We start from the raw sequence: 19,800 nt of genomic DNA on the forward strand, positions 1-19,800 counted from the left end.
AGCCATGTTCGACGCCTTTGCCGACCGCGCCGAGGCCGGTCGTCTGCTCGCCGCGGCGCTGCGGCCGCTTCAGCTCGAGCATCCGGTGGTGATCGCGCTGCCGCGCGGCGGCGTGCCGGTGGCCGCCGAGGTCGCGCGCGAGCTGCAGGCCCCGCTGGACCTGATCCTGGTGCGCAAGATCGGCGCGCCGACCCAGCCCGAGCTGGCGGTCGCGGCGATCGTCGACGGCGAGCCGCCGCAGATCGTGCGCGACGCGACGACGATGGCGATGACCGGTGCCGACGAGGCCTACGTGCAGCGCGTCGCCGCCGAGGAGCAGCGCGAGAACCTTCGCCGCCGTCAGGCCTATCTGCACGGCCGCGCGCCGCTGCCGCTGGCCGGGCGCACGGCGATCCTCGTCGACGACGGCATCGCCACCGGCACCACGGTGCGCGCGGCGCTCGCCGCGCTGCGACAGCGCGGCCCCGCGCGGCTGGTGCTGGCCGTGCCGGTCGCGCCGCCGGACACCGTGGCCGCGCTGCGCGGCGCGGTCGACGAGCTCGTGTGCCTGCGCCAGCCGGGCTTCTTCCATGCCGTCGGCGTGCACTACGCCGACTTCCACCAGGTCGAGGACCGCGAGGTCGTCGACGCGCTCGACGCGTACCGATGAGACGCGTCGACGTCTGCAACGGCGACGCCGACGGCCTGTGCGCGCTGCGCCAGTGGCGCCTGCAGCATCCGGCCGCGGATGCCCGGCTGGTCACCGGGCTCAAGCGCGAGATCGCCTTGCTCGACCGCGTGCCGGCCGGCAGCGCCGACGAGCTCGTCGTGTGCGACATCTCAATCGATCGCAACCGCGCCGCGCTGACGGCGCTGCTCGACGCCGGCGCGCAGGTGCGCTGGTTCGACCACCACGAGCCGGGAGCGCCGATCGTCCATGCGCGGCTCGCCGCCTGCATCGACACCGCGCCGGCCGTGTGCACCAGCGCGCTCGTGGACCGCGCGGTCGGTGGCCGCCACCGGGCCTGGGCCGCGGTGGGTGCCTTCGGCGACAACCTGCTCGATCTCGGGCGCAGGCTGTGCGCGACGGCCGGCGTCGAAGGCGAGGCGGTCGAGGCGCTGCGCCGGCTCGGCGAGGCGATCAACTACAACGCCTACGGCGACGACGAGCGCGACGTGCGCCTGCCGCCGCGCGAGCTCTACGCGCTGATGGCGCGCTACGCGCAGCCATGGCAGCTGCTCCACGGCGAGCCGGTGATCGGCGAGATCGAGGGGCAGCGCCAGGACGATCTCGCGCGCGCACAGGCGCTCGCGCCGGCCTGGCAGGGCGAGGGCTTCGCCGCCTGGCTGTTGCCCGATGCGCCCTGGAGCCGGCGCGTGGTCGGCTGCTTCGCCAACGAGCTGGTGCGCGGGCGTCCAGCCACTGCCTGCGCGGTCCTGCTGCCGCATCGCGACGGCGGCTGGCGCGTGAGCCTGCGCGCGCCGGCGGGCGCGGCGCAGATCGCTGCCGGCTTCGGCGGCTCGGGGCGCGCGCGCGCGGCCGGCATCGACCGCCTGCCGCCCGAGTGCCTCGGCGCCTTGATCGCCGCGCTGCCGACCGCGATGCGACGCCGCGCGGTTTGACGGCCGCGTGGCTTGCGCAGGCGCAAGGCGGCGCGCTGCCGCGCTGTGCATGCTGCATGCAATGGAAGAGGCAGCCGCAGGGCTGATCCGCGATGACTTTCAGCCGACATGTGCCCGTGATGTCGCCCGGTAGCGGCGACGCCTTGCTGGTGGTCGACCTGCAGCGCGACTTCCTTCGCGGCGGCGCGCTGGCGGTGCCGGGTGCCGAGCGCGTCGTCGCGCAGGCCAACCGCTGGGTGGAGCGCTTCGCGGCGGCCGGTCTGCCGGTGTTCGCGAGTCGCGACTGGCATCCGGCGCACCACTGCTCGTTCGCGCAGCAGGGCGGTCCCTGGCCAGCCCACTGCGTCGCCGGATCCCACGGGGCCGAGTTCGCGCCGGGCCTTCGGCTGCCGCCGCATGCCACGATCGTCTCCAAGGGCACGGCGCCGCGCCAGGAGGCCTACTCCGCGTTCGGCGGCACCTCGCTGGCGCAGCAGCTGAACGGCCTCGGTGTCGGGCGGCTCTTCGTCGTCGGCGTGGCGACCGAGTACTGCGTGGCGCAAACCGTGCTCGACGCCTGCGCGCTCGGCCTTTCGGTCGTGGTGCCGACCGATGCGGTCGCGGCCATCGACGCGGCGCCGGGAGGCGCCGGCGAGCGCGTGCTGCGCGAGATGGCCGCCGCCGGCGCACGCTGCGTCGCCGGCGCGGCGATCGGTGCGCGTCGACCGGCGCATCGGCTCGTCCACTGACCCGCCGGCTGGCGAGCGCAAACGGTGACACGCCGTTGACCGGTCGTTGCAGACCGTCTTCGCCCTGCGGCCGGCGCGTTGCACCGGGCGACTAGTCTGAATCCATCGACGATCGGACTTCAGGAGACTCGCATGCGAACCGCTGCCAATGCGCCCGAAGGCTTCGAACTGCGCTTTCGCTCACTGTTCGACGACGGCCGGGGCCTGAGCTTCCCGTGCGACCGACAAGGCCACGTCGACATGGACACGCTGAGCGAACGCGCCCTCGCCAACTACCTGATGGCACGCAAGCGCATCGGCCGCGACTTCGCGCTGCCGGCCGTGCAGCCGAGCGAGCTGCATTGATCGCTGGCGATCAGAACAGCTCCGGCCGCTCCGCCGCCCGGAACGATGCCTTCCCCGATCGCCGCGCCGACCTGGATCACCGCAACCCGCCCGACGGTTTGGCGTGCTCTTCACCGCATCGGCCAGCGTTTCGACGCCGTGCCGGATGCGCGAGCGCGCCTGATCCCTGAACAGCAGTTGCCTCGCTACTTCGGTTCGCGGTCTGCCTGCGGGCGGCACGGCCGGCGCAGGCGGGCCGCTCGAATCATTGAATGGACAGCAGCTTGGACCCCGAGCCCTGGCGCTTGGGCAGCGTGAGCTTGAGAACGCCGTCCTCGAGCTTGGCGGTCGAGGTCGCCTTGTCGACGTCGTGCGCGAGCGTGAAGCTGCGCGAGGCGCTGCCGCGATAGGTCTCGCGAACGAGCACGCGGTTCTTGTCGTCCTTGTCGGTCTTCTCGTAGTCCTTGCGCACCTCGGCCGAGATGGCGACGCGGTTGCCCTCGATCTCGACGCGGATGTCGTCCTTCTTGGCGCCGGGAATCTCGGCGCGCACGATGTAGTCCTTGTCGGTCTCGTCCACGTCGATGCGGATCGCGCCCATGGGCTCGATGTTCGCCGCCAGAGGCTGCATCGCGCGGCGCCAGAACGTCGGGAACAGTTCGTCAAGTCGTTCGAAAGGGGTGAGGGCGTTCATAAGGTCTCCTTGGCATGACGCAATCGCGCGCCGAGGCCGGCGCACCTGTCCAATCTAGGCGCCGTGAGGATCCGTGCATTGAGCTGAATCAGCTCTGGCCATCGGGCAGGCATGTGAAGACGAGGGCAGTGCCTTCGCGGCGGGCGGTGTGCCGTATCGAAGAGGGCCGGTGCGGGGTTCCTGCGAGCAAGCACGCCTTTGCCCCCCGCGCCCATTGCGCACGACTAAGCCGCAGCGCGCAGCTGCGCGCCGATGCGTCCCTCCAGCTCGCCGAGCGGGACCGACGTGAGATCGGTATCGACCGTGACGCGCAGCGCCTTGCGCGCGCCGTCGCTGAGCCGGCGCTTGAGTTCGCCTAGGAAGGGGCTGGAGGCGAACACGGCCACCCGGTCGACCTGCCCGGCGGCCAGTTCCCGGTCGAGTCGCTGCGCGAGCTCGTCGGCAAAACGCACGTGTTCCTTCTGCTTGGCCGTGGCGCGCGGCGGGAAGCTCACGCCACCGGGGCGGCGGTCCATGCTGGCGTGGCCCGCGCGTTCGTCGCCCAGCTCGCTGCCCTTGGCGCGGCTTGGCGCGTGCGCCAGCGAGGCCAGCAGCTCCATCGGTTCGGCACTGGAGCTGCGACGCAGCAGTCGGGCCTCGCCCGCGTTGGCGATCAGGATCAGTTGGGATTTCATGGTGTCGCTCCGGTGAAGGCGGGGGTTGCCGACGGGTCTCGAACGCTCTTCGAGCGAGACCGTCCCATCGTCGGGTCGAGCAGCGCGCGAAGCTCGGCGAGCGTTCGCGCGTTGAGCACGTCGGCGGCGCTCAGCCAGCCGCGGCGCGCCTGGTCGACGCCCAGCCGCAGCACGTCGAGTTCGCCGGCGGCGTGCGCATCGGAAGCGATGCTGACCAGCACGCCCTCGTCGCGCGCGATGCGCAGGGCCGAATCGGGCAGGTCCAGGCGCGAGGGCTGGGCGTTGAGTTCGACGAAGCAGCCGCGCTCGCGCGCTGCGCGCAGCACGCGCGGCAGGTCGATGTCGCAGGCCGGCCGCTCGCCGATCAGCCGCGTCAGCGGGTGGGCCAGGATGCTGAAGCAGGGATGCGCCATGGCGCGCAGCAGCCGGTCGGTCTGGCGCGCGCGCGGCAGGTCGAGATGACGATGGACCGCGCCGATCACGAGGTCGAGCCGCCCGAGCAGCGCATCGGGCAGGTCGAGCCGGCCGTCCTCGAGGATCTCGACTTCCACGCCCTTGAGCAGCGTGATGCCTTCGAGCCGCGCGTTCAGCGCCTCGATGCGCTCGACCTGTCGCGCCAGGGCCGGCGCGTCGAGACTGCGCGGCAGGCCCGAGCCGCGTGAATGGTCGGTGATCGCCAGGTACTGCAGGCCGCGCGTGCGCGCGGCCTCGGCCATGGTCTCGAGATCGTCGGCGCCGTCGCTGTCGCGCGTGTGGACGTGCAGGTCGCCGCGCAGGTCGCCGACGCGCACCAGCGCCGGCAGGCGATGCCGGCGCGCGGCCTCGATCTCGCCGGTGTCCTCGCGCAGTTCGGGCTCGATGTAGTCCAGGCCCAGCGCCTCGTAGATCGAGGCCTCGGTGGCGCCGGCGATGCGCCGGCGGCCGCGGTACAGGCCGTACTCGTTGAGCTTGAGGCCCAGCGCCTGGGCCCGCTTGCGCAGCGCGATGCCGTGCGCCTTGGAGCCGGTGAAGTACAGCCAGGCCGCGCCCAGGCTGGCCGGCGCAACCGCGCGCAGGTCGACCTGCAGGCCGCTGTCGAGCACCACGCTCGCGCGCGTCGCGCCGCGCGAGAGCACGCGCTGCACGGCCGGCGCGCCGGTGAAGCGCTGCATGACCGGGCTGCCGCTGCGCATCGTGACGAGCAGGTCGATGTCGCCCACCGTCTCCCGGCGGCGCCGCAGGCTGCCGGCGGCGAACGCCTGACGCACGCCGGGCGCCTTGCCGAGTCGCTCGAGCAGGCCCAGCGCGATGACGTCGGCCTGCGCCAGCAGGATGCGCCGTCCTTCGCGCAAGTGCGCGGCGCAGGCTTCGAGCAGCCGGCGCTCGGTCTTCTCGCCGAAGCCGTGCACCGTCTGCACGCGGCCGTCCTGCGCGGCGCGGTGCAACTCGGCGAGCGACGTGATGCCCAGTTCGTCGTGCAGCGCGCGCACGCGGCGCGCACCCAGTCCCGGCAGTGCGAGCAGTTCGGCGATCTGCGGGGGCATCTCGGCGCGCAGTCGCTCGTGCAACGCGCAGGTGCCGCTGGCGGCGATCTCGGCGATCTTGCCGGCCAGATCGGGCCCGATGCCGGGCAGGGCGTCGAGGTCTTCGCCGCGCTCGGCCATCGCCGCGACGCTTCGGCCCAGGCCTTCGAGCATGCGCGCGGCGCGGCGGTAGGCGCGCACGCGAAACGCGTTGGCGTCCTGCAGCTCGAGCAGGTCGGCGATCCTGTCGAAGACCGCGGCGATCTCGGCGTTGGTGGCAGGCATGCGTGCGTGGGCGAATGTGCAACGGGCTCTGGAGTTCACTGTAGGAACCGCAGAACCGGCGCAATTGCGCTGCGTCAACTCAGCCTGCCGGCGCACGATGCACCTGCTCGCCCCCGGCGGGATAGTCGGGGTGCCGGCCACGATCGGAAGGAGCATGGCAATGCCCAATCACACCAAGACGATCTCCATCGGCGAACACCGCCTGGTCGGCGATCTGTGCCGCGTGCCCAGGGCGTCCGGTCTGGTCGTGTTCGCCCACGGCAGCGGCAGCAGCCGCCTGAGTGGCCGCAACCGTCAGGTCGCGCAAAGCCTGCAGCAGCGCGGCCTCGACACGCTGCTGTTCGACCTGTTGACCGAGGAGGAGGCGGCCAACCGCGACAACGTGTTCGACATCGAACTGCTGGCCGCGCGCGTCGGCGAGGCCCTGGACGCCGTCGACGGCCGAGTGCCGGCCCAGCGCATCGGCCTGTTCGGCGCGAGCACGGGCGCGGCGGCGGCGCTGGTGGCGGCGGCGCGCCGGCCGGACGTGGCCGCGGTCGTCTCGCGCGGCGGACGGCCCGACCTGGCGCGCGCCGCGCTGCCCGACGTGCGCGCGCCGACGCTGCTGATCGTCGGGGCCGCCGATGTCGAGGTGCTCGCGCTCAACCGCGAGGCCTATGCCCAGATGCGTTGCGAGAAGCGGCTCGAGATCGTGCCGCGAGCGACCCACCTGTTCGCCGAAGCGGGCGCGCTCGAGACCGTCGCCATACTGGCCGGCGACTGGTTCGTGCGCCACCTGGGCGCCGCGCAGTGATGACGCGCGCGTTCAGGCGCGTTCAGTCCGGCACGCGCGCGAGCGGCGAGAAGTGCGCCGGATGCGCGGGACTCAGCGGGTCATCCTGCGTCGCCGCGGCGGGCGCCCGTGCGGCGTCCAGCTGCGCGCGCAGCGACTCGATCTCGTCGAGCAGGTCCAGCGCCAGCGCGACGCCGGGGCCGTCGAGCGCAAGGTCTCGCACGAGGCGCAGCGCGCGCCGCGCGCGCGGCAGCGAACCGCCGGCAAAGACCCATGCGGGCGGCGATGCGCCTCGCGGCACCAGCACGTCGTGCTCCACGAGCCATGCGATCACCTGTGCGCTGCATCCGCAGGCATGGCACATCTGCTCGATCGTGAGCTGCACCTGCTCCTCGACGATGTGCGGCTCGATGCCGACCGATCCATGTGCTGCCGGGGTTGAAGGGCTGTTCACGTTCGTCGCTCCATCGATTCGCGCGGGTCGAAGGCGCTCGCCTGCGCCAGCGCGCGCCAGGCCTGCTCGGCCTCCTGGGACACATCCTTGGGCATCGTGATCGCCAGGCTCGCGTAGAGGTCGCCCGGCGGCGAGCCCGGCAGGCCCTTGCCCGCCAGCCGCAGCTTGCGCCCGTGGCCGCTGGCGCGCGGCAGCCGCAGCTCGACCCAGCCGGTCGGCGTGGGTGCCTGGACCGTGGCGCCGAGCGCCGCTTCCCACGGCGCGACCGGCAAGTCGTAGTGGACGTCGCGGCCGACGACGCGGTACAGGGCATGCGGCTCGAGATCGATCTCGAGATAGAGGTCGCCGGGCTCGCCGCCGCCCGTGCCGGGCGCGCCCTGACCGGCCAGGCGAAGGTGCTGGCCGGGCAGGCTGCCCTTGGGAATGCGCACCTCCAGCCGTCGTTCGACCCAGCGGAGTCGACCGTCGTCTGCGGCTTCGGCCGAGCGCAGCGCCAGCGTGCGCACGCCGCCTTCGTACAGGTCTTGCAGGCGCACCGTGACGCGCGCGTGGCGGTCCTCGCCGCGCGATCGCCCGCCGTGGCGCGCGCTGCGCGCCGCGCGTCCGAACAGCGCGTCGAAGAACTCGCTGTGTTCCGCGAAGCCGCCGTCGCCAAGGCCGGTGCCGTGGAACTCGAATCCCGCGTCCCAGTCCTGCGCGGCGGTGGCGCCGGCCGCGCGCCTGCGCGTCCATTCGTGGTCCACCGCATCGTAGGCCGCGCGCTTGTCGGCGTCCTTCAGCACCTCATAGGCTTCGGCCACTTCCTTGAAGCGGGCCTCGGCATCGGGCTCGTGGCTGACGTCGGGGTGGTACTTGCGGGCCAGCTTGCGATAGGCACGCTTGACCTCCTCGGGCGTGGCACTGCGCTGCAACCCCAGCGTGGCGTAATAGTCCCGGTAGTCCATGCGCGAACGTCCACTCGTCGCGATCGGGCGGACCGCGTCGAGGACACGCTAGCGGCGCTTCGTGCGCAACGGTTTGCGCGGCATCAACCTCGGCGGCTCGATCCGGGCCGGTGCGCGCCCGCAGGGTCGACGCCCCGCGCGGGATGCCGCAGCGCCGGACGCTGCGGCAAGGCCACCGCACCGAGAGCCCTGCTTGCGCAGGGCCACCTGCACCTCCAGGCCACGTGCGCCGCGCTGATGCGCCGCGCAGCAGCGGACCCTTTCGGGGCCCTTTGCCGTGACCCAAAACGCGCCGCGGCGGCGAACGCTCCCGGCACGATGGTGCATTCAAGATAGGCCAGCGGGGCCGCGCCGCATTGCGCCAGGTCAATCTCCTGCGCGCGGCAGCCGCGCGGACCCTCCCGTCCGTCTTCGGGGCGGTGAGCAGCGCACGGCGGGGCCGGGGACCGCCGCTGACCGCGACGCGCCTGCGCCTTGCGCTGCGTCAAGTGCCGACCCGTACCCAGGCCCGAAGGTGCGCATGGTGCGGGCATGGCGCCGATAGGAGGCACAGCGATGGCGATGGACAGGTCTTGCAGGCGCGCGGGTGCCGTGCTGCTTGCGCTCGCGGTGATGAGCGGGTGCGCGATCGAAGCCGTCGAGATTCGCAACCGCCAGCCGGCGCAGGAGATCGAGCGACAGTCGCGGCTGCCGGGCTCCACCTACCTGGGCTGGCGCGTCTTCCAGGACCGCTGTGCGCGCTGCCACGGCAGCGCCGGCCAAGGTTCGCCGCAGGCTCCCGACCTGCTGCCGATCGTGCGCACCATGGGGCCGCGCCGTTTCGCGGACGCGGTGCTCAGGCGCTACGAATGGAACCTTCCCGTGCCCAAGAGCGAGCCCGACAGCGCGGCGCACCAGGCGCTGCTGGACGAGCTCGTGCAGCGGCGCGGGCCAGCGCTCGTGATGCCACCGTGGCAGGGCCAGCCGCGCGTGGAGGCGCACATCATCGACTTGTATGCCTACCTGTCGGCGCGCTCCGACGGCGCCCTGGGGCCGGGCCAGCCCGCGCCCTGAACGCATGCCGCCGGCGCGCAAGCCGCGGCGCCGGGCGCCCTCATGCGAGATCGGCGGCGTGTGCCCCCCCGTCATGAGCGTCGCCGACCGGCCGTGCAGGCTCAGGCGCAACAACCGCTGAACGGAGCCGTCCGTGGCCAACCTCGACCCCGAACTGATCGCAGCGGCCGGCGCCAGCCCGGCGGGTGCGGCGCCGCGCGGCGAGGCGTCCGCGGCGCCGGCCGAGCTCGAGCGCTTCGGGCTCGACGTGCGGCTTTGGCGGCGCATCGGCAGGATCGCGCTGCCTTACTGGCGCGGCGAAGAGCGCTGGCGCGCTGCCGGCTTGCTCGCGCTGCTGGTGCTGCTGCTGCTCGGTCAGACCGGCTTCGCGGTGCTGTTCAACCACGAGACCGGCGAGTTCACCTCGGCGCTGGCCGCGCGCGACGCGCCGCGCTTTTGGCATTCGATGCGCAACTACGCGCTGATCCTCGCCATCGCGGTGCCGATCTACGCGCTGTACTACTACGTGCGCGACACGCTCGGCCTGCGCTGGCGGCGCTGGCTGACGCACGAGTTCCTGTCGCGCTACTTCAGCGACCGGGCCTACTACCGCCTCAATGCGGTGGCCGGCATCGACAACCCGGACCAGCGCATCTCGGAGGACATCGCCGCGTTCACGCAGCAGTCGCTGTACTTCGGGATGATCGTCCTGGCCGCGGTGACCGAGCTGGCGGCCTTCTCCGGCGTGCTGTGGTCGATCTCGCAGCCGCTGGTGCTCTTCCTGGTCGGCTATGCGGTCGTGAGCACCTGGTTCGCCGCGTCGGCCTACGGCAAGCGCCTCATCGGCCTGAATTTCCGCCAGCTGCAGCGCGAGGCGGACTTTCGCTTCCAGCTCGTGCGCGTGCGCGAGCACGCCGAGCCGATCGCCTTCCATCACGGCGAGGCGCGCGAGATGTCGACGCTGCGCCGCGTCTTCGATGCGGTCTACGCCAACTACCGGCGCGTGCTGCTGTGGCAGCTCAACCTCAACACCTTCCAGTACGCGCACGGCTTCCTGACGGTGGCGCTGCCGCTGATCATCATCGCGGGCGAGGTGCTGTCGGGTTCGCTGGAGGTCGGCCGCGCGATCCAGGCCAGCGGCGCGTTCGCGGCCATCCTGAGCGCGCTGACCGTGGTGGTCGAGCATTTCGAGGGCCTGAGCCGCTTCTCGGCCGGCGTCAACCGGCTGCATTCGTTCTCCGGCGAGCTGGCGCGCCAGGCGCGGCAGGCCGAGGCCGAGGCCGCCGGCGGCGCGGGGCTGATCCGCACGGCGTCCGGATCGCAGCTCGAGCTGCGCGACCTGACCGTGCTGACGCCCGGGCGGGAGCACCTGCTGCTGCGCGAGCTCACCGTGGCCGTGCCGCCCGGCGAGGGGCTGCTGATCGCGGGGCCCAGCGGCTCGGGCAAGAGCTCGCTGCTGCGTGCGATCGCCGGACTGTGGACCAGCGGCGGCGGCGTGGTCTCGCGTCCCGCCGGCGAGGAGATGCAGTTCCTGCCGCAGCAGGCCTACCTGCCGCCGGGCGACCTGCGCGCGCAGCTGCTGTATCCGCACACCGAGCGCACGATCTCCGACGCCGAGCTGCTCGACGCGCTGGAGGCCGTCAACCTGAAGGCGCTGGCCGAGCGCGTCGGCGGGCTCCATGCCGAACGCGACTGGGGCAAGCTGCTGTCGGTCGGCGAGCAGCAACGGCTCGCGTTCGCGCGCGCACTGCTGGCGCGGCCTCGCTACCTGCTGCTCGACGAGGCGACCAGCGCGCTCGACCCGCTCAACGAAGACCGGCTGTACGGCCGGCTCGCCGCGCTGTCGATCACGCCGGTCAGCGTGAGTCACCACGCCAGCCTCGAGAAGTACCACCGGCGCGTGCTCGAGCTGCAGGGCGAGGGCGGCTGGCATCTGCGGGATCCGCGCGACGCACGCTGAAGCGCCGCTTCGCGCAGCTTGCGCCACCTCAACGAGTTCGTGCGGCCATCTGCGATGCTGGCCGCATGGCCACGACAACGCAACAGCAGGCACCGATCGACGTCGTCCTCGCCGACGACCACCGGCTCGTGCGCGAGGCGCTGCGGGCCGCGCTTGCGCATGTGCCGCAGATCCACGTCGTCGCCGAGGTCGGCGACGGCGAGGCGGCGGTCGACTGCGTGCGCGAGCTGCGCCCCGGGGTGGTCGTGCTCGACATCGCCATGCCCGGGCTGAACGGCATCGAGGCTGCCGCGCGCATCCGCAAGGCCTGCGAGTCGACGCGCATCGTCGCGCTGTCGGCCTACTCGGACAAGCGCTTCGTCACCGAGATGCTGCGCGCCGGCGCGTCGGCCTACGTCAGCAAGGCCGCCGCGGGCACCGAGCTCGTCGGCGCGATCCGCGCGGTGGCCGCCGGCGGCAGCTACCTGAGCCCGGACGTCGCCGGCGCGCTGGTGGCCGAGATGCGCAACGCGAGTGGCGAGGAGGGGCCGGCGCGCCTGGGCCGCCGCGAGCGCGAGGTGCTGCGCCTCATTGCCGAGGGGCTGCGCTCGGCGGCGATCGCCGAGCAGCTGCACATCGCGGTGGCAACGGTCGAGGCGCACCGGCGCAACATCATGCGCAAGCTCGGCCTGCACTCGGTGGCCGAGCTCACCAAGTACGCGCTGCGCGAAGGAATCGTTTCTCTGTAGGTTTCGTTCCAGATCCGTTGGGCACACGCGCCCCCGCTGAAGCGTGCGCCGTCAACCCATTGCGGCACCATGACCGACGCCGACTTTCGCCTGCTGTTCGAGTCCGCGCCGGGCCTGTACCTCGCCCTGCGCCCTGACGCGCCGCGCTACACCATCGTCGCGGTCAGCGACGCCTATGCGCGCGCGACGATGACGCGGCGCGAAGACATCCTCGGCCGCGGCCTGTTCGACGTGTTTCCCGACAACCCCGACGATCCGCACGCCACGGGGGTCAGCAACCTCAGCGCCTCGCTCGGGCGCGTGCTCGCCAGCGGCGCCAGCGACACGATGGCGGTGCAGAAATACGACGTGCGGCGCCCGGCGGAGCAGGGCGGCGGCTTCGACGAGCGCTGGTGGAGCCCGGTGAACTCGCCGGTGTTCGCCGCCGACGGCAGTCTGAGCTACCTGATGCACCGCGTCGAGGACGTGACCGAGTTCGTGCGCGTGCAGCGCCGGGGCACCGAGTACGCCGAGCTCACCGCGCAGCTGCGCGGGCGCACCGAGTCCATGGCCGCCGAGATCCTGCTGCGCGCCCAGGAGCTGCAGCAGGTCAACGAGCAGCTGCGTGGCGCCAACGCCGAGATCTCTCGGCTCTACGACAAGACGCGCGAACTCGACCGGCTCAAGACCCAGCTCTTCGCCAACGTCAGCCACGAGCTGCGCACGCCGCTGACGCTGATCCTCGGACCGGTGCGGCGCCTGATGTCGATCGAGCCGAAGGACGGTGCGCTGCGCCACGACCTCGAGGTGATCGAGCGCAACGCGCGCACGCTCATGCGCCACGTCGACGACCTGCTGGACGTCGCCCGGCTCGAGGAAGCGAAAGCCGCGCCGGCCTATGCGCACACCGACGTCAGCGCGCTCGCGCGCATGGTGTCGGCCCATTTCGACTCGGTCGCGCAGGAGCTGGGGATTCGCTGGCGCGTGGAGCTGCCGCAGGCGCTGCCCGCGCAGGTCGATCCGCAGATGCTGCAGCGCGTGCTGTTCAACCTGGTGTCCAACGCCTTCAAGTTCACGCCGGCGGGCTCGCAGGTGCGCCTGAGCCTGCGCCAGGACGGCGACCGCCTCGTCTTCGAAGTGGCCGACGGCGGCCCGGGCATTCCGGCCGAGGCGCGCGAGAGCGTGTTCGAGCGCTTCCGGCAACTGCACGGCGGCGCCGAGCGGCGGCACGGCGGCACCGGCCTGGGCCTGGCCATCGCGCGCGAGTTCGTGCAGCTGCACGGCGGCTCGATCGCCATCGACGACGCGCCCGAGGGCGGCGCGCTGTTTCGCGTCGAGCTGCCAGCGCGTGCGGCCGCCGGGGACGCGTCGGCCGCCGCGGCGCCGAGGGCGGCGGACGAGGCCGAGCGGGACGCCGCCGTGGTCGACGCCTTGCGCGAGCGAGCGGTGCCCGCGCCGCCGGCGCCGGGCGACGACGACGGCCGCCTGCCCCTGGTGCTGATCGTCGAGGACAACGCCGACATGAGTGCGTTCATCCGCAGCAGCCTGGCCGGCATCTGCCGCACCGCGGCGGCGCGCGACGGTGCCGAGGGCCTGGCTCAGGCGCTGGCGCTGCGTCCGGCCCTGGTGCTGACCGACATCATGATGCCGGGCATGAGCGGCGCGCAGCTGCTGCACGAGCTGCGCGCGCAGCCTGGATTCGACAGCCTGCCGGTGGTGGTGCTGAGCGCGCGCGCCGACGACGAGATGCGCATCGAGCTGCTGCGCGACGGCGCGCAGGACTACCTGGTCAAGCCGTTCGCCAGCGAGGAGCTGCGCACGCGCGTGGGCACGCAGCTCGCCCGCGCGCAGACGATGGCGGCGCTTCGGCGCAGCGAGGAGTACTGGCGCGAGCTGTTCACGCAGGCGTCCGACGGCATCCTCATCGGCGACGCGCAATGCCGGCTGGTCGAGGCCAACGCGGCTGCCTGCGCACTGCTGGGGCGCAGCCGCGCGGAGGTGCTGGCCAGCCGCATGCCCGATCTGGTGGTGCCGGCCGAGGCGGCCGCGCTTTCCCAGCTGCCCGCCGACCTGGCGGCGGGGCGGCCGGTGCGGTGCGAATGGCGGCTGCAGCGCGGCGACGGCAGCGCCGTGTCGGTCGACGCGGTCGCCAAGCTGCTTTCGGACGGGCGCTGCATGGCGCTGCTGCGCGACGCGACCGAGCGCCGCCGGCGCGAGCAGGCGGCTCAGGCGGCGGCCGAGGAGCTCGAGCGTCGCGTCGATCAACGCACCGAGGAGCTGCGACGGCTGGTGGCCGAGCTCGAAGCCGCCGAGAGCCGCGAGCGCCGCCAGATCGCGCGCGACCTGCATGACGACCTGGGCCAGCTGATCGCGGCCGCGCGCATCCGCCTGGGCGTGCTGTGCCAGGACGAACGCGCCGACGTGCGCAGCGCCGCACTGGACATCGCCGGGCTGGTCGAGCAGGCCGACCTCTCGACCCGCTCGCTGGCCGCGCAACTGGCGCCGGCGGTGCTCTACGAACTGGGTCTGCTGCCGGCACTGGAATGGCTGGCCGAGGAGATCGCACAGCGCTTCGGCATGCGCGTGGAGCTGTGCGACGACGGGGCCGCCAAGCCGATCTCGCAGGAGGTGCGCACGGTCGTCTACCGGGCGGTGCGCGAGCTGCTCATCAATGCCGCCAAGCACGCCCGCGTGGACCGGGTGCAGGTGAGCCTGGAACGCCACGACGGCTGGCTATCGGTGCACGTGAGCGACGGCGGCGTCGGCTTCGACAGCAGCGCTCCCCGGTCGGCGGCCGGCAAGGGCGTCGGCCTCGTCAGCGTGCGCGAGCGCCTGTCCTACGTCGGCGGCAGCTTCGACATCCGCAGCATCCCGGGCGACGGCACCGCGGCATCGCTGCGGGTGCCGCTTGAGGAAGATCAAGGCACGGCTGCACTACCCCCTATACGGTAGCCATGGATGGGGCGTCCGTGGATTCCGTCACGGGCCGCTCGGTCGCACAGTGGCGACCAGTCCAGCCATGCGGGAGCGCGCCACGTGATGAACGCCGTCGAGATTCCCTTCGACACCACCCGAACCTTCGTCGAGGAGGCCGCCAGCGTGATGTTCTTCGCCCGCGTCGGCGAGCGCACGGTGCGCTGCTACGTGACCCGCTCGGCGTTGGAGAGCTACTTCGGCGCCGATGCCGACCACGACGCGCTGGAGTCGAGCGCCTGCCTGCGGGCCTTCGACGCGAACGCCCGCCGCATCGAGGCGATCGCGCGCGAATGTCTGGGCAGCAACGGCGCCGGCGTCCGCACCGTCGTGCTCAACGCAGACACGGTGTTCCGCGTCCTCGCGAGGATGCATTGACCATGGGACAGGCCGACACGCTCGCCCACGCGACCTGGCTGCTCGAGCGCAGCGGCGACGCAGCGCTGGTGACCGACACGGCCGGAACGATCGAGTACGTGAACCCCGCCTTCCAGGCGATGACCGGCTACGCGCGGGACGAGGTGCTCGGGCGCACGCCGTCGATCCTGAAGTCGGGCCGCCAGCCGCAGGAGTTCTACCGCCGCCTGTGGGCCACCTTGCGCGCCGGCAAGGAGTTTCGCGGCGTGATCATCAACCGCCGCCGAGATGGCGGGCTGTTCCACGAAGAGAAGTCGATCCGCCCGCTGTTCGACACGCACGGCGCCATCAGCCACTTCATCGCGACGGGACGCGACGTGAGCCAGCGCATCGCGGCGCTGGAGCAGCTGCGCCACGAGGCAACCCACGATGCGCTCACCGGCTTGCCCAACCGCACGCTGTTCCTCGACCGGCTGCAGCAGGCGCTGTCGCACGCGGCGCGCAGCGGCGAGCGCATCGCGGTGGCGATGATCGATCTGGACGGATTCAAGTCGATCAACGACGAGCTCGGCCACGCCGCCGGCGATGCGGCGCTGTGCGCGGTGGCGCAGCGCCTGTGCGGCTGCATCCGCGAGGCCGACACCGCGGCCCGGCTCGGCGGCGACGAGTTCGTGCTGATGCTGCGCGATGCCGGCGATGCGGCACGTGTCACCAGGGCCGTCGTCGAGTCCTGCGCCCGGCCCGTCGTCTGGGACGGCGGCGCGAGCTTCCCGGTCTCGGTCAGCGTGGGCGTGAGCGGCCACGGGTCGGACGCGAAGACGCTGCTCGAGCAGGCAGACCAGGCGATGTACCGCGCCAAGCGCGAGGGGGGCGGGCGCTCGCGGCACGCCGACGCGACGAGCGGCCCGCCCGCGCCGCTCGGGTGGCATGAACCGCACGACAGCGCGCTGGGCATGCTCGAGCGCGAGGTGGAGGTGCTGCGCCGCACGCTGCGCCGCGGCGACGTGATCTACCGCGCCGGCGATCGCTTCCGCGGCCTGCACATCCTGCGCGTGGGCATCTGCAAGCTGTTCGGCACGACGCCCGGCGGGCGCGAGGAACTCACGACGGTGCTGTTCAAGGGCGACTGGCTGGGCTTCGACGGACTGGCTGACGGCCGGCATGCCTGCACCGCGCTGGCCGCCGACACCGGCGAGCTGTGGACGGTGCGCTACGACGCGCTGCTGCGTGCCGGCGCGCATTGCCCGCAGGTGATGGCGCTGATGCATGCGGCGCTGGCGCGGCAGAGCGTGCGCGAGCGCGATGGGGTGCTGCTGATGCACAGCCTGCCGGCCGATGCGCGCGTGGCTGCCTTCCTGTGCCGCTGGGCGGACGAGCTCGAGCACGTCGGGCTGCGCAGCGACCAGATCACGCTGCCGGCCACGCGGTCCGAGATCGGCAGCCATGTCGGTCTGCGGCTCGAATCGGTGAGCCGGGCCATGACGCTTCTCGAGCGCGAGGAGCTGATCCGCTTCGGCGCGGGTGGACGGCGCGACATCGAGATCCCCGACCTCGGCGCGCTGCGCGACTTCGTGCGCCGCGTCGCCGAGGAGGCGCCCTGAAAAGGAGGCGTCCCCGATGCCGCTGATGTTCGCGCTCGACGGCCCGGACGACCCGTTCAGCCGCGCGCTGGCCGCGGCCTTGCGCATCGCGCCGGCGGCGCACGAGGAGCGCCGCTTCGAGGACGGCGAGCGCAAGCTCAGGCCGCTGGTCGACCCCGGCGGCGCCGACGCCTGGGTGGTCGCCAGCCTGCACGGCGGCCCCGATGACAGCCCCCACGACAAGCTGCTGCGGCTGCTGATGTTCGTTGCCGCACTGCGCGACCACGGCGCGGCGCGCGTGACCGCGCTCGTGCCTTATCTCGCGTATGCGCGCAAGGACCGCCAGACCAAGCCGTTCGATCCGCTCGGCCTGCGCTACGTGGCGCAGATGGCCGAGGCGATGGGCGTCGCACGCCTGATCGTGCTGGAGGCGCACAACGTCGCGGCCTTCCACAGCGCGTTTCGCTGCCGTGCGCAAAGCCTCGAGGCGCACGGCGCCTTCGCGGCGCTGGCCGACGAGATCGCGGCCGCGGGCCGGCCGCTGGCGGTCGCGTCGCCGGACCCGGGCGGCGTCAAGCGCGCGCAGCTGTGGCGCGAGGCGTTGCAGTCGCGGCTCGCGCGCCAGGTCGGCTTCGCGATGGTCGACAAGCGCCGCAGCGCCGGCGTGGTCAGCGCCAGCGGCATCGTCGCCGGCGAGGTCGACGGCGCCGACGTGCTGCTGCTCGACGACCTGATCGCCAGTGGCGAGACCATGCAGCGCGCCGCCGTCGCGCTGCGCCGCGCCGGCGCGCGCCGCGTGGTGGCCTGCGCCGCGCACGGGCTGTTCGTCGGCGATGCCCTGCACGTGCTGGCCGATCCGCACATCGACCAGGTGGTCGTGACCGACAGCGTCCCAGCGTTTCGCGTGCCGAGCGGCGATGCATTGCGGTCCAAGCTGCGCGTCGAGAGCTGCGTGCCGCTGTTCGTGGCCGCGCTGCAGGCCGGGTCTCAGGACTGCTCGACGCGGTCGAGCGCGGCGCAGGCCTGCGCGAGGTAGCGCCGCCCGAGCGGCAGCCACTTCATCGGCAGGCGCGGATGCGCATCCAGCAAGTGCGCCACGCACAGGCGCGCGCGCAGCAGCGCACGGCCGGCGGTGTAGAGCCACCACAGCGGTTCGGGCAGATCGTCGTCGAGCGCGCGGCGCGCGGCCGCGGCCAGCATCGGCGCGACCCAGGTCGCCCGGCGCATCGCGCATTCCAGGCCCAGGAAGGCCAGCTCGTCGAAGGGGTCGATCTGGCGCAGCCGGGCATTGAACTCGAGCGCGTCGAACACCACCGGCGGGTCCAGCAGGCACACGTGCTCGGGGCGCAGGTCGCCGTGGCCGTCCACGAGCCGATGCGCGCGCTCGCGCAGCGCGCCGTCGTGGGCGCGCTGCGCGGCTTCGAAGCGCTCGAGCGCCGGGACAGCAAGGTCGAGCCCCATGCGCGGCAGGCACAGCACCTCGCGGTCGATGCCGCGCTCGTGCCGCAGGCGGCTCAGGAGCTCGCCGCCGCTCACCGGCGCCGGCGTCGCGCGGCGGTAGAAGGGCAGCAGCACGGCCAGCAGGGCGTCGATGTGGGCGGGCGCGAGCGTGCCTTGCGCCAGGTGGCGGTCGAGCATCAGGGCCTTGGGCAGGCGCTTCATCCAGACCAGCCAGTCGACGGTCTGCAAGGCCGGATCGATCTCGGCCTCGCCGCTGAGGACCAGGCGCGCGCCGTCCCATTGCAGGGCCAGCACGCCGAGGTAGATGCCGGGCGCGAGCCGTCGATTGAGACGCACCTCTTCGCGCGAGTTGAGTTCGCGCGCCTCCACGCTCTCGAAATCGAACAGTGCGCCGCGCACCGGCTTCTTGAGCTTGAAGACCTGCTGCGCGCCGAGCACCAGCCACGACAGGTGCGTCTCGACCAGCTCGCAATCGCACGGGCACTCGCATTCGCCGTTGCCGCGCGCGCGCAGGTGCCCGCGCAGGAACGCGATCCGCGCGTCGATGTCGGGCGCAGGCGATGGCATCGCCCATTCGAGCACGCGGGCCGGCGCATCGCTCTGACGGTGCGCAAGTGCGGTCTCGCCTGGGCCATGCGCCTGCGCACGCACCGCGGCGGGCGTTGATGCCGCGCAAGGCCCGGCGGGCCGCCAGCACCGATGCTGCAGGCATGGATCGCTGAGAAGGAGAGCCATCATGCGCGTCGGCGAAGTCTGCATCCGGTCCGTCGTGACCTGCCTGCCCGATGCCAGCGCGGCCGACGTGGCGGCGCTGATGCGCGAGCGCCATGTCGGGGCGGTGATCGTCGTCGAACCGGCCCACGACCGGGGGCCGCGGCCGCTGGGGATCGTGACCGACCGCGACCTCGTGCTGGAGGTGATGGCCAAGGGCGTCGATCCGGCGACGGTGAAGGCCGGCGACCTGCTGGTCGCGACGCTGGACACCGCCAACGAGTGCGAGTCGGTCTACGACGCGGTCTGGCACATGCGCGGCAAGCGCATCCGCCGCCTGCCGGTGGTCGACGACCACGGCGCGCTGGTCGGCGTGCTGAGCGCCGACGACGCCGCGCGCGTGCTGGCCGAGGCCATGGTCGACCTCACGCGCATGGTGCCCCAGCAGATCGAGCGGGAGCGCAGCGAGCGGCCCTGAGCCGCCTTCAGTGGCGATGTTGATCTGCCGCAATGCGGCTGCGACGCACAGGGCAATCATCGATGCGAACCGGCCGCGCGGCGGGCGGTTCGTCCTCATGGAGGTGGAAAGCGATGAAACGATCAACCTTATCCAGCGTCGCGCTCGCGACCCTGCTGTGCGGCGCCGCCGTGGCCCAGACCCAGCCCAAGGGCAAGGGCGATCTCGGCAAGTTCGAGTACGAGTCAAACTGCGCGGTCTGCCACGCGCGCGGCGGCCAGGGCAATGGCCCCTTCGCGCCCTATCTGAAGAAGCCGGCGCCCGATCTCACCGGGCTGGCCAAGCGCAATGGCGGCATCTTTCCGCTGCAGCGCGTCTACGAGGTGATCGAAGGCGGCGGCGCGGGCCATGGCACGCGCGAGATGCCGATCTGGGGGCGCGCTTACTCGATGGAGGCAGCCGAGTACTACATGGATACGCCGTACGACTCCGAGGCCTTCGTGCGGGCGCGTGTGCTGGCGTTGGCCGAGTACCTGAACCGCCTGCAGGCCAAGTGACCAAGGCGGCGAGCGGGCGGCGCCCG

At 72.6% G+C, this 19,800-nt stretch carries 20 protein-coding genes; 14 read left to right on the plus strand and 6 right to left on the minus strand.

Annotated features, from left to right (window positions below):
• Positions 1 to 4: 4 nt before the first annotated feature.
• From ACO2TI_RS11125 to ACO2TI_RS11140, 4 genes are all read left to right on the plus strand, one after another.
• Complete coding sequence (locus tag ACO2TI_RS11125; RefSeq protein WP_423284301.1) at positions 5 to 649, plus strand: phosphoribosyltransferase; 645 nt, start codon at positions 5 to 7, stop codon at positions 647 to 649.
• Entirely contained in the window at positions 646 to 1,602 is a 957-nt protein-coding gene (locus ACO2TI_RS11130; protein WP_423284302.1) for a hypothetical protein, read from the plus strand. The genes ACO2TI_RS11125 and ACO2TI_RS11130 overlap by 4 nt, the downstream gene beginning before the upstream one ends.
• Before the next feature lie 119 nt (positions 1,603 to 1,721).
• Positions 1,722 to 2,330, plus strand: coding sequence for an isochorismatase family protein (locus ACO2TI_RS11135; protein WP_423284303.1), 609 nt, complete (start codon positions 1,722 to 1,724; stop codon positions 2,328 to 2,330).
• Between the two features lie 132 nt (positions 2,331 to 2,462).
• Complete coding sequence (locus tag ACO2TI_RS11140; protein ID WP_423284305.1) at positions 2,463 to 2,675, plus strand: hypothetical protein; 213 nt, start codon at positions 2,463 to 2,465, stop codon at positions 2,673 to 2,675.
• 244 nt (positions 2,676 to 2,919) lie between these two features.
• On the opposite strand, the gene ACO2TI_RS11145 is transcribed toward ACO2TI_RS11140, so the two are convergent.
• The 3 genes from ACO2TI_RS11145 to polX all read right to left on the minus strand — a co-directional run bounded on the left by ACO2TI_RS11145 (position 2,920) and on the right by polX (position 5,809).
• A complete protein-coding gene (locus ACO2TI_RS11145) occupies positions 2,920 to 3,348 on the minus strand; it encodes an Hsp20/alpha crystallin family protein (RefSeq protein WP_423284306.1) in 429 nt (142 codons plus the stop codon).
• Between the two features lie 224 nt (positions 3,349 to 3,572).
• Positions 3,573 to 4,022: a host attachment protein gene (locus ACO2TI_RS11150; protein WP_423284307.1), complete on the minus strand. Its 450-nt coding sequence runs from the start codon at positions 4,020 to 4,022 to the stop codon at positions 3,573 to 3,575.
• Entirely contained in the window at positions 4,019 to 5,809 is a 1,791-nt protein-coding gene (polX, locus tag ACO2TI_RS11155; protein WP_423284308.1) for a DNA polymerase/3'-5' exonuclease PolX, read from the minus strand. Before polX ends, ACO2TI_RS11150 begins: the two co-directional genes overlap by 4 nt.
• A 160-nt stretch (positions 5,810 to 5,969) precedes the next feature.
• Between polX and ACO2TI_RS11160 the strand changes: the two genes are divergently transcribed.
• The gene (locus ACO2TI_RS11160; RefSeq protein ID WP_423284309.1) at positions 5,970 to 6,602 is read left to right on the plus strand and encodes a dienelactone hydrolase family protein; all 633 of its coding nucleotides are present in this window, start codon (positions 5,970 to 5,972) and stop codon (positions 6,600 to 6,602) included.
• Positions 6,603 to 6,624: 22 nt separating this feature from the next.
• Here ACO2TI_RS11160 and ACO2TI_RS11165 read toward each other — a convergent pair whose 3' ends face one another.
• Positions 6,625 to 7,035 (minus strand): chaperone modulator CbpM, encoded by a 411-nt coding sequence (locus tag ACO2TI_RS11165; RefSeq protein WP_423284311.1) that lies wholly within the window; start codon positions 7,033 to 7,035, stop codon positions 6,625 to 6,627.
• Entirely contained in the window at positions 7,032 to 7,979 is a 948-nt protein-coding gene (locus ACO2TI_RS11170) for a DnaJ C-terminal domain-containing protein (RefSeq protein ID WP_423284312.1), read from the minus strand. Before ACO2TI_RS11170 ends, ACO2TI_RS11165 begins: the two co-directional genes overlap by 4 nt.
• Positions 7,980 to 8,534: 555 nt before the next feature.
• On the opposite strand from ACO2TI_RS11170, the gene ACO2TI_RS11175 reads away from it, so the two are divergent.
• From ACO2TI_RS11175 to ACO2TI_RS11205, 7 genes are all read left to right on the plus strand, one after another.
• Positions 8,535 to 9,032, plus strand: a complete 498-nt coding sequence (locus ACO2TI_RS11175; protein WP_423284314.1) for a c-type cytochrome — start codon at positions 8,535 to 8,537, stop codon at positions 9,030 to 9,032.
• A gap of 133 nt (positions 9,033 to 9,165) precedes the next feature.
• Positions 9,166 to 10,971 carry an ABC transporter ATP-binding protein/permease gene (locus tag ACO2TI_RS11180; protein WP_423284315.1) on the plus strand — a complete coding sequence of 602 codons (1,806 nt, stop codon included), beginning with the start codon at positions 9,166 to 9,168 and terminating at the stop codon, positions 10,969 to 10,971.
• 65 nt (positions 10,972 to 11,036) lie between these two features.
• A complete protein-coding gene (locus ACO2TI_RS11185; RefSeq protein WP_423284316.1) occupies positions 11,037 to 11,699 on the plus strand; it encodes a response regulator in 663 nt (220 codons plus the stop codon).
• 69 nt (positions 11,700 to 11,768) lie between these two features.
• Positions 11,769 to 14,630, plus strand: a complete 2,862-nt coding sequence (locus tag ACO2TI_RS11190; protein ID WP_423284318.1) for an ATP-binding protein — start codon at positions 11,769 to 11,771, stop codon at positions 14,628 to 14,630.
• A gap of 87 nt (positions 14,631 to 14,717) precedes the next feature.
• On the plus strand, positions 14,718 to 15,029 hold the full coding sequence (locus tag ACO2TI_RS11195; RefSeq protein WP_423284319.1) for a DUF1488 family protein: 312 nt from the start codon (positions 14,718 to 14,720) through the stop codon (positions 15,027 to 15,029).
• 2 nt (positions 15,030 to 15,031) lie between these two features.
• Positions 15,032 to 16,609 (plus strand): diguanylate cyclase domain-containing protein, encoded by a 1,578-nt coding sequence (locus ACO2TI_RS11200; protein WP_423284321.1) that lies wholly within the window; start codon positions 15,032 to 15,034, stop codon positions 16,607 to 16,609.
• A gap of 16 nt (positions 16,610 to 16,625) precedes the next feature.
• On the plus strand, positions 16,626 to 17,624 hold the full coding sequence (locus ACO2TI_RS11205) for a ribose-phosphate diphosphokinase (RefSeq protein WP_423284323.1): 999 nt from the start codon (positions 16,626 to 16,628) through the stop codon (positions 17,622 to 17,624).
• Here ACO2TI_RS11205 and ACO2TI_RS11210 read toward each other — a convergent pair.
• Positions 17,576 to 18,616: a hypothetical protein gene (locus ACO2TI_RS11210; RefSeq protein ID WP_423284324.1), complete on the minus strand. Its 1,041-nt coding sequence runs from the start codon at positions 18,614 to 18,616 to the stop codon at positions 17,576 to 17,578. The genes ACO2TI_RS11205 and ACO2TI_RS11210 overlap by 49 nt on opposite strands.
• A gap of 169 nt (positions 18,617 to 18,785) precedes the next feature.
• Between ACO2TI_RS11210 and ACO2TI_RS11215 the strand changes: the two genes are divergently transcribed.
• Both ACO2TI_RS11215 and ACO2TI_RS11220 read left to right on the plus strand, forming a co-directional pair.
• Positions 18,786 to 19,238: a CBS domain-containing protein gene (locus ACO2TI_RS11215; RefSeq protein ID WP_423284326.1), complete on the plus strand. Its 453-nt coding sequence runs from the start codon at positions 18,786 to 18,788 to the stop codon at positions 19,236 to 19,238.
• A gap of 113 nt (positions 19,239 to 19,351) precedes the next feature.
• A complete protein-coding gene (locus tag ACO2TI_RS11220; protein ID WP_423284328.1) occupies positions 19,352 to 19,774 on the plus strand; it encodes a c-type cytochrome in 423 nt (140 codons plus the stop codon).
• The last annotated feature ends 26 nt before the right edge of the window (positions 19,775 to 19,800 follow it).

Origin of the sequence: Caldimonas sp. KR1-144 (assembly GCF_049446155.1) — a bacterium.
Taxonomy (GTDB): domain Bacteria; phylum Pseudomonadota; class Gammaproteobacteria; order Burkholderiales; family Burkholderiaceae_C; genus Rivibacter.

What these genes read in the sequence shown, in the direction of transcription:
- ACO2TI_RS11125 (WP_423284301.1), top strand. Translation starts at nt 5, where the DNA reads ATGTTCGACGCCTTTGCCGACCGCGCCGAGGCCGGTCGTCTGCTCGCC.
- ACO2TI_RS11130 (WP_423284302.1), top strand. Translation starts at nt 646, where the DNA reads ATGAGACGCGTCGACGTCTGCAACGGCGACGCCGACGGCCTGTGCGCG.
- ACO2TI_RS11135 (WP_423284303.1), top strand. Translation starts at nt 1,722, where the DNA reads ATGTCGCCCGGTAGCGGCGACGCCTTGCTGGTGGTCGACCTGCAGCGC.
- ACO2TI_RS11140 (WP_423284305.1), top strand. Translation starts at nt 2,463, where the DNA reads ATGCGAACCGCTGCCAATGCGCCCGAAGGCTTCGAACTGCGCTTTCGC.
- ACO2TI_RS11145 (WP_423284306.1), bottom strand. Translation starts at nt 3,348, where the DNA reads ATGAACGCCCTCACCCCTTTCGAACGACTTGACGAACTGTTCCCGACG.
- ACO2TI_RS11150 (WP_423284307.1), bottom strand. Translation starts at nt 4,022, where the DNA reads ATGAAATCCCAACTGATCCTGATCGCCAACGCGGGCGAGGCCCGACTG.
- polX (WP_423284308.1), bottom strand. Translation starts at nt 5,809, where the DNA reads ATGCCTGCCACCAACGCCGAGATCGCCGCGGTCTTCGACAGGATCGCC.
- ACO2TI_RS11160 (WP_423284309.1), top strand. Translation starts at nt 5,970, where the DNA reads ATGCCCAATCACACCAAGACGATCTCCATCGGCGAACACCGCCTGGTC.
- ACO2TI_RS11170 (WP_423284312.1), bottom strand. Translation starts at nt 7,979, where the DNA reads ATGGACTACCGGGACTATTACGCCACGCTGGGGTTGCAGCGCAGTGCC.
- ACO2TI_RS11175 (WP_423284314.1), top strand. Translation starts at nt 8,535, where the DNA reads ATGGCGATGGACAGGTCTTGCAGGCGCGCGGGTGCCGTGCTGCTTGCG.
- ACO2TI_RS11185 (WP_423284316.1), top strand. Translation starts at nt 11,037, where the DNA reads ATGGCCACGACAACGCAACAGCAGGCACCGATCGACGTCGTCCTCGCC.
- ACO2TI_RS11190 (WP_423284318.1), top strand. Translation starts at nt 11,769, where the DNA reads ATGACCGACGCCGACTTTCGCCTGCTGTTCGAGTCCGCGCCGGGCCTG.
- ACO2TI_RS11195 (WP_423284319.1), top strand. Translation starts at nt 14,718, where the DNA reads ATGAACGCCGTCGAGATTCCCTTCGACACCACCCGAACCTTCGTCGAG.
- ACO2TI_RS11200 (WP_423284321.1), top strand. Translation starts at nt 15,032, where the DNA reads ATGGGACAGGCCGACACGCTCGCCCACGCGACCTGGCTGCTCGAGCGC.
- ACO2TI_RS11205 (WP_423284323.1), top strand. Translation starts at nt 16,626, where the DNA reads ATGCCGCTGATGTTCGCGCTCGACGGCCCGGACGACCCGTTCAGCCGC.
- ACO2TI_RS11210 (WP_423284324.1), bottom strand. Translation starts at nt 18,616, where the DNA reads ATGCCATCGCCTGCGCCCGACATCGACGCGCGGATCGCGTTCCTGCGC.
- ACO2TI_RS11215 (WP_423284326.1), top strand. Translation starts at nt 18,786, where the DNA reads ATGCGCGTCGGCGAAGTCTGCATCCGGTCCGTCGTGACCTGCCTGCCC.
- ACO2TI_RS11220 (WP_423284328.1), top strand. Translation starts at nt 19,352, where the DNA reads ATGAAACGATCAACCTTATCCAGCGTCGCGCTCGCGACCCTGCTGTGC.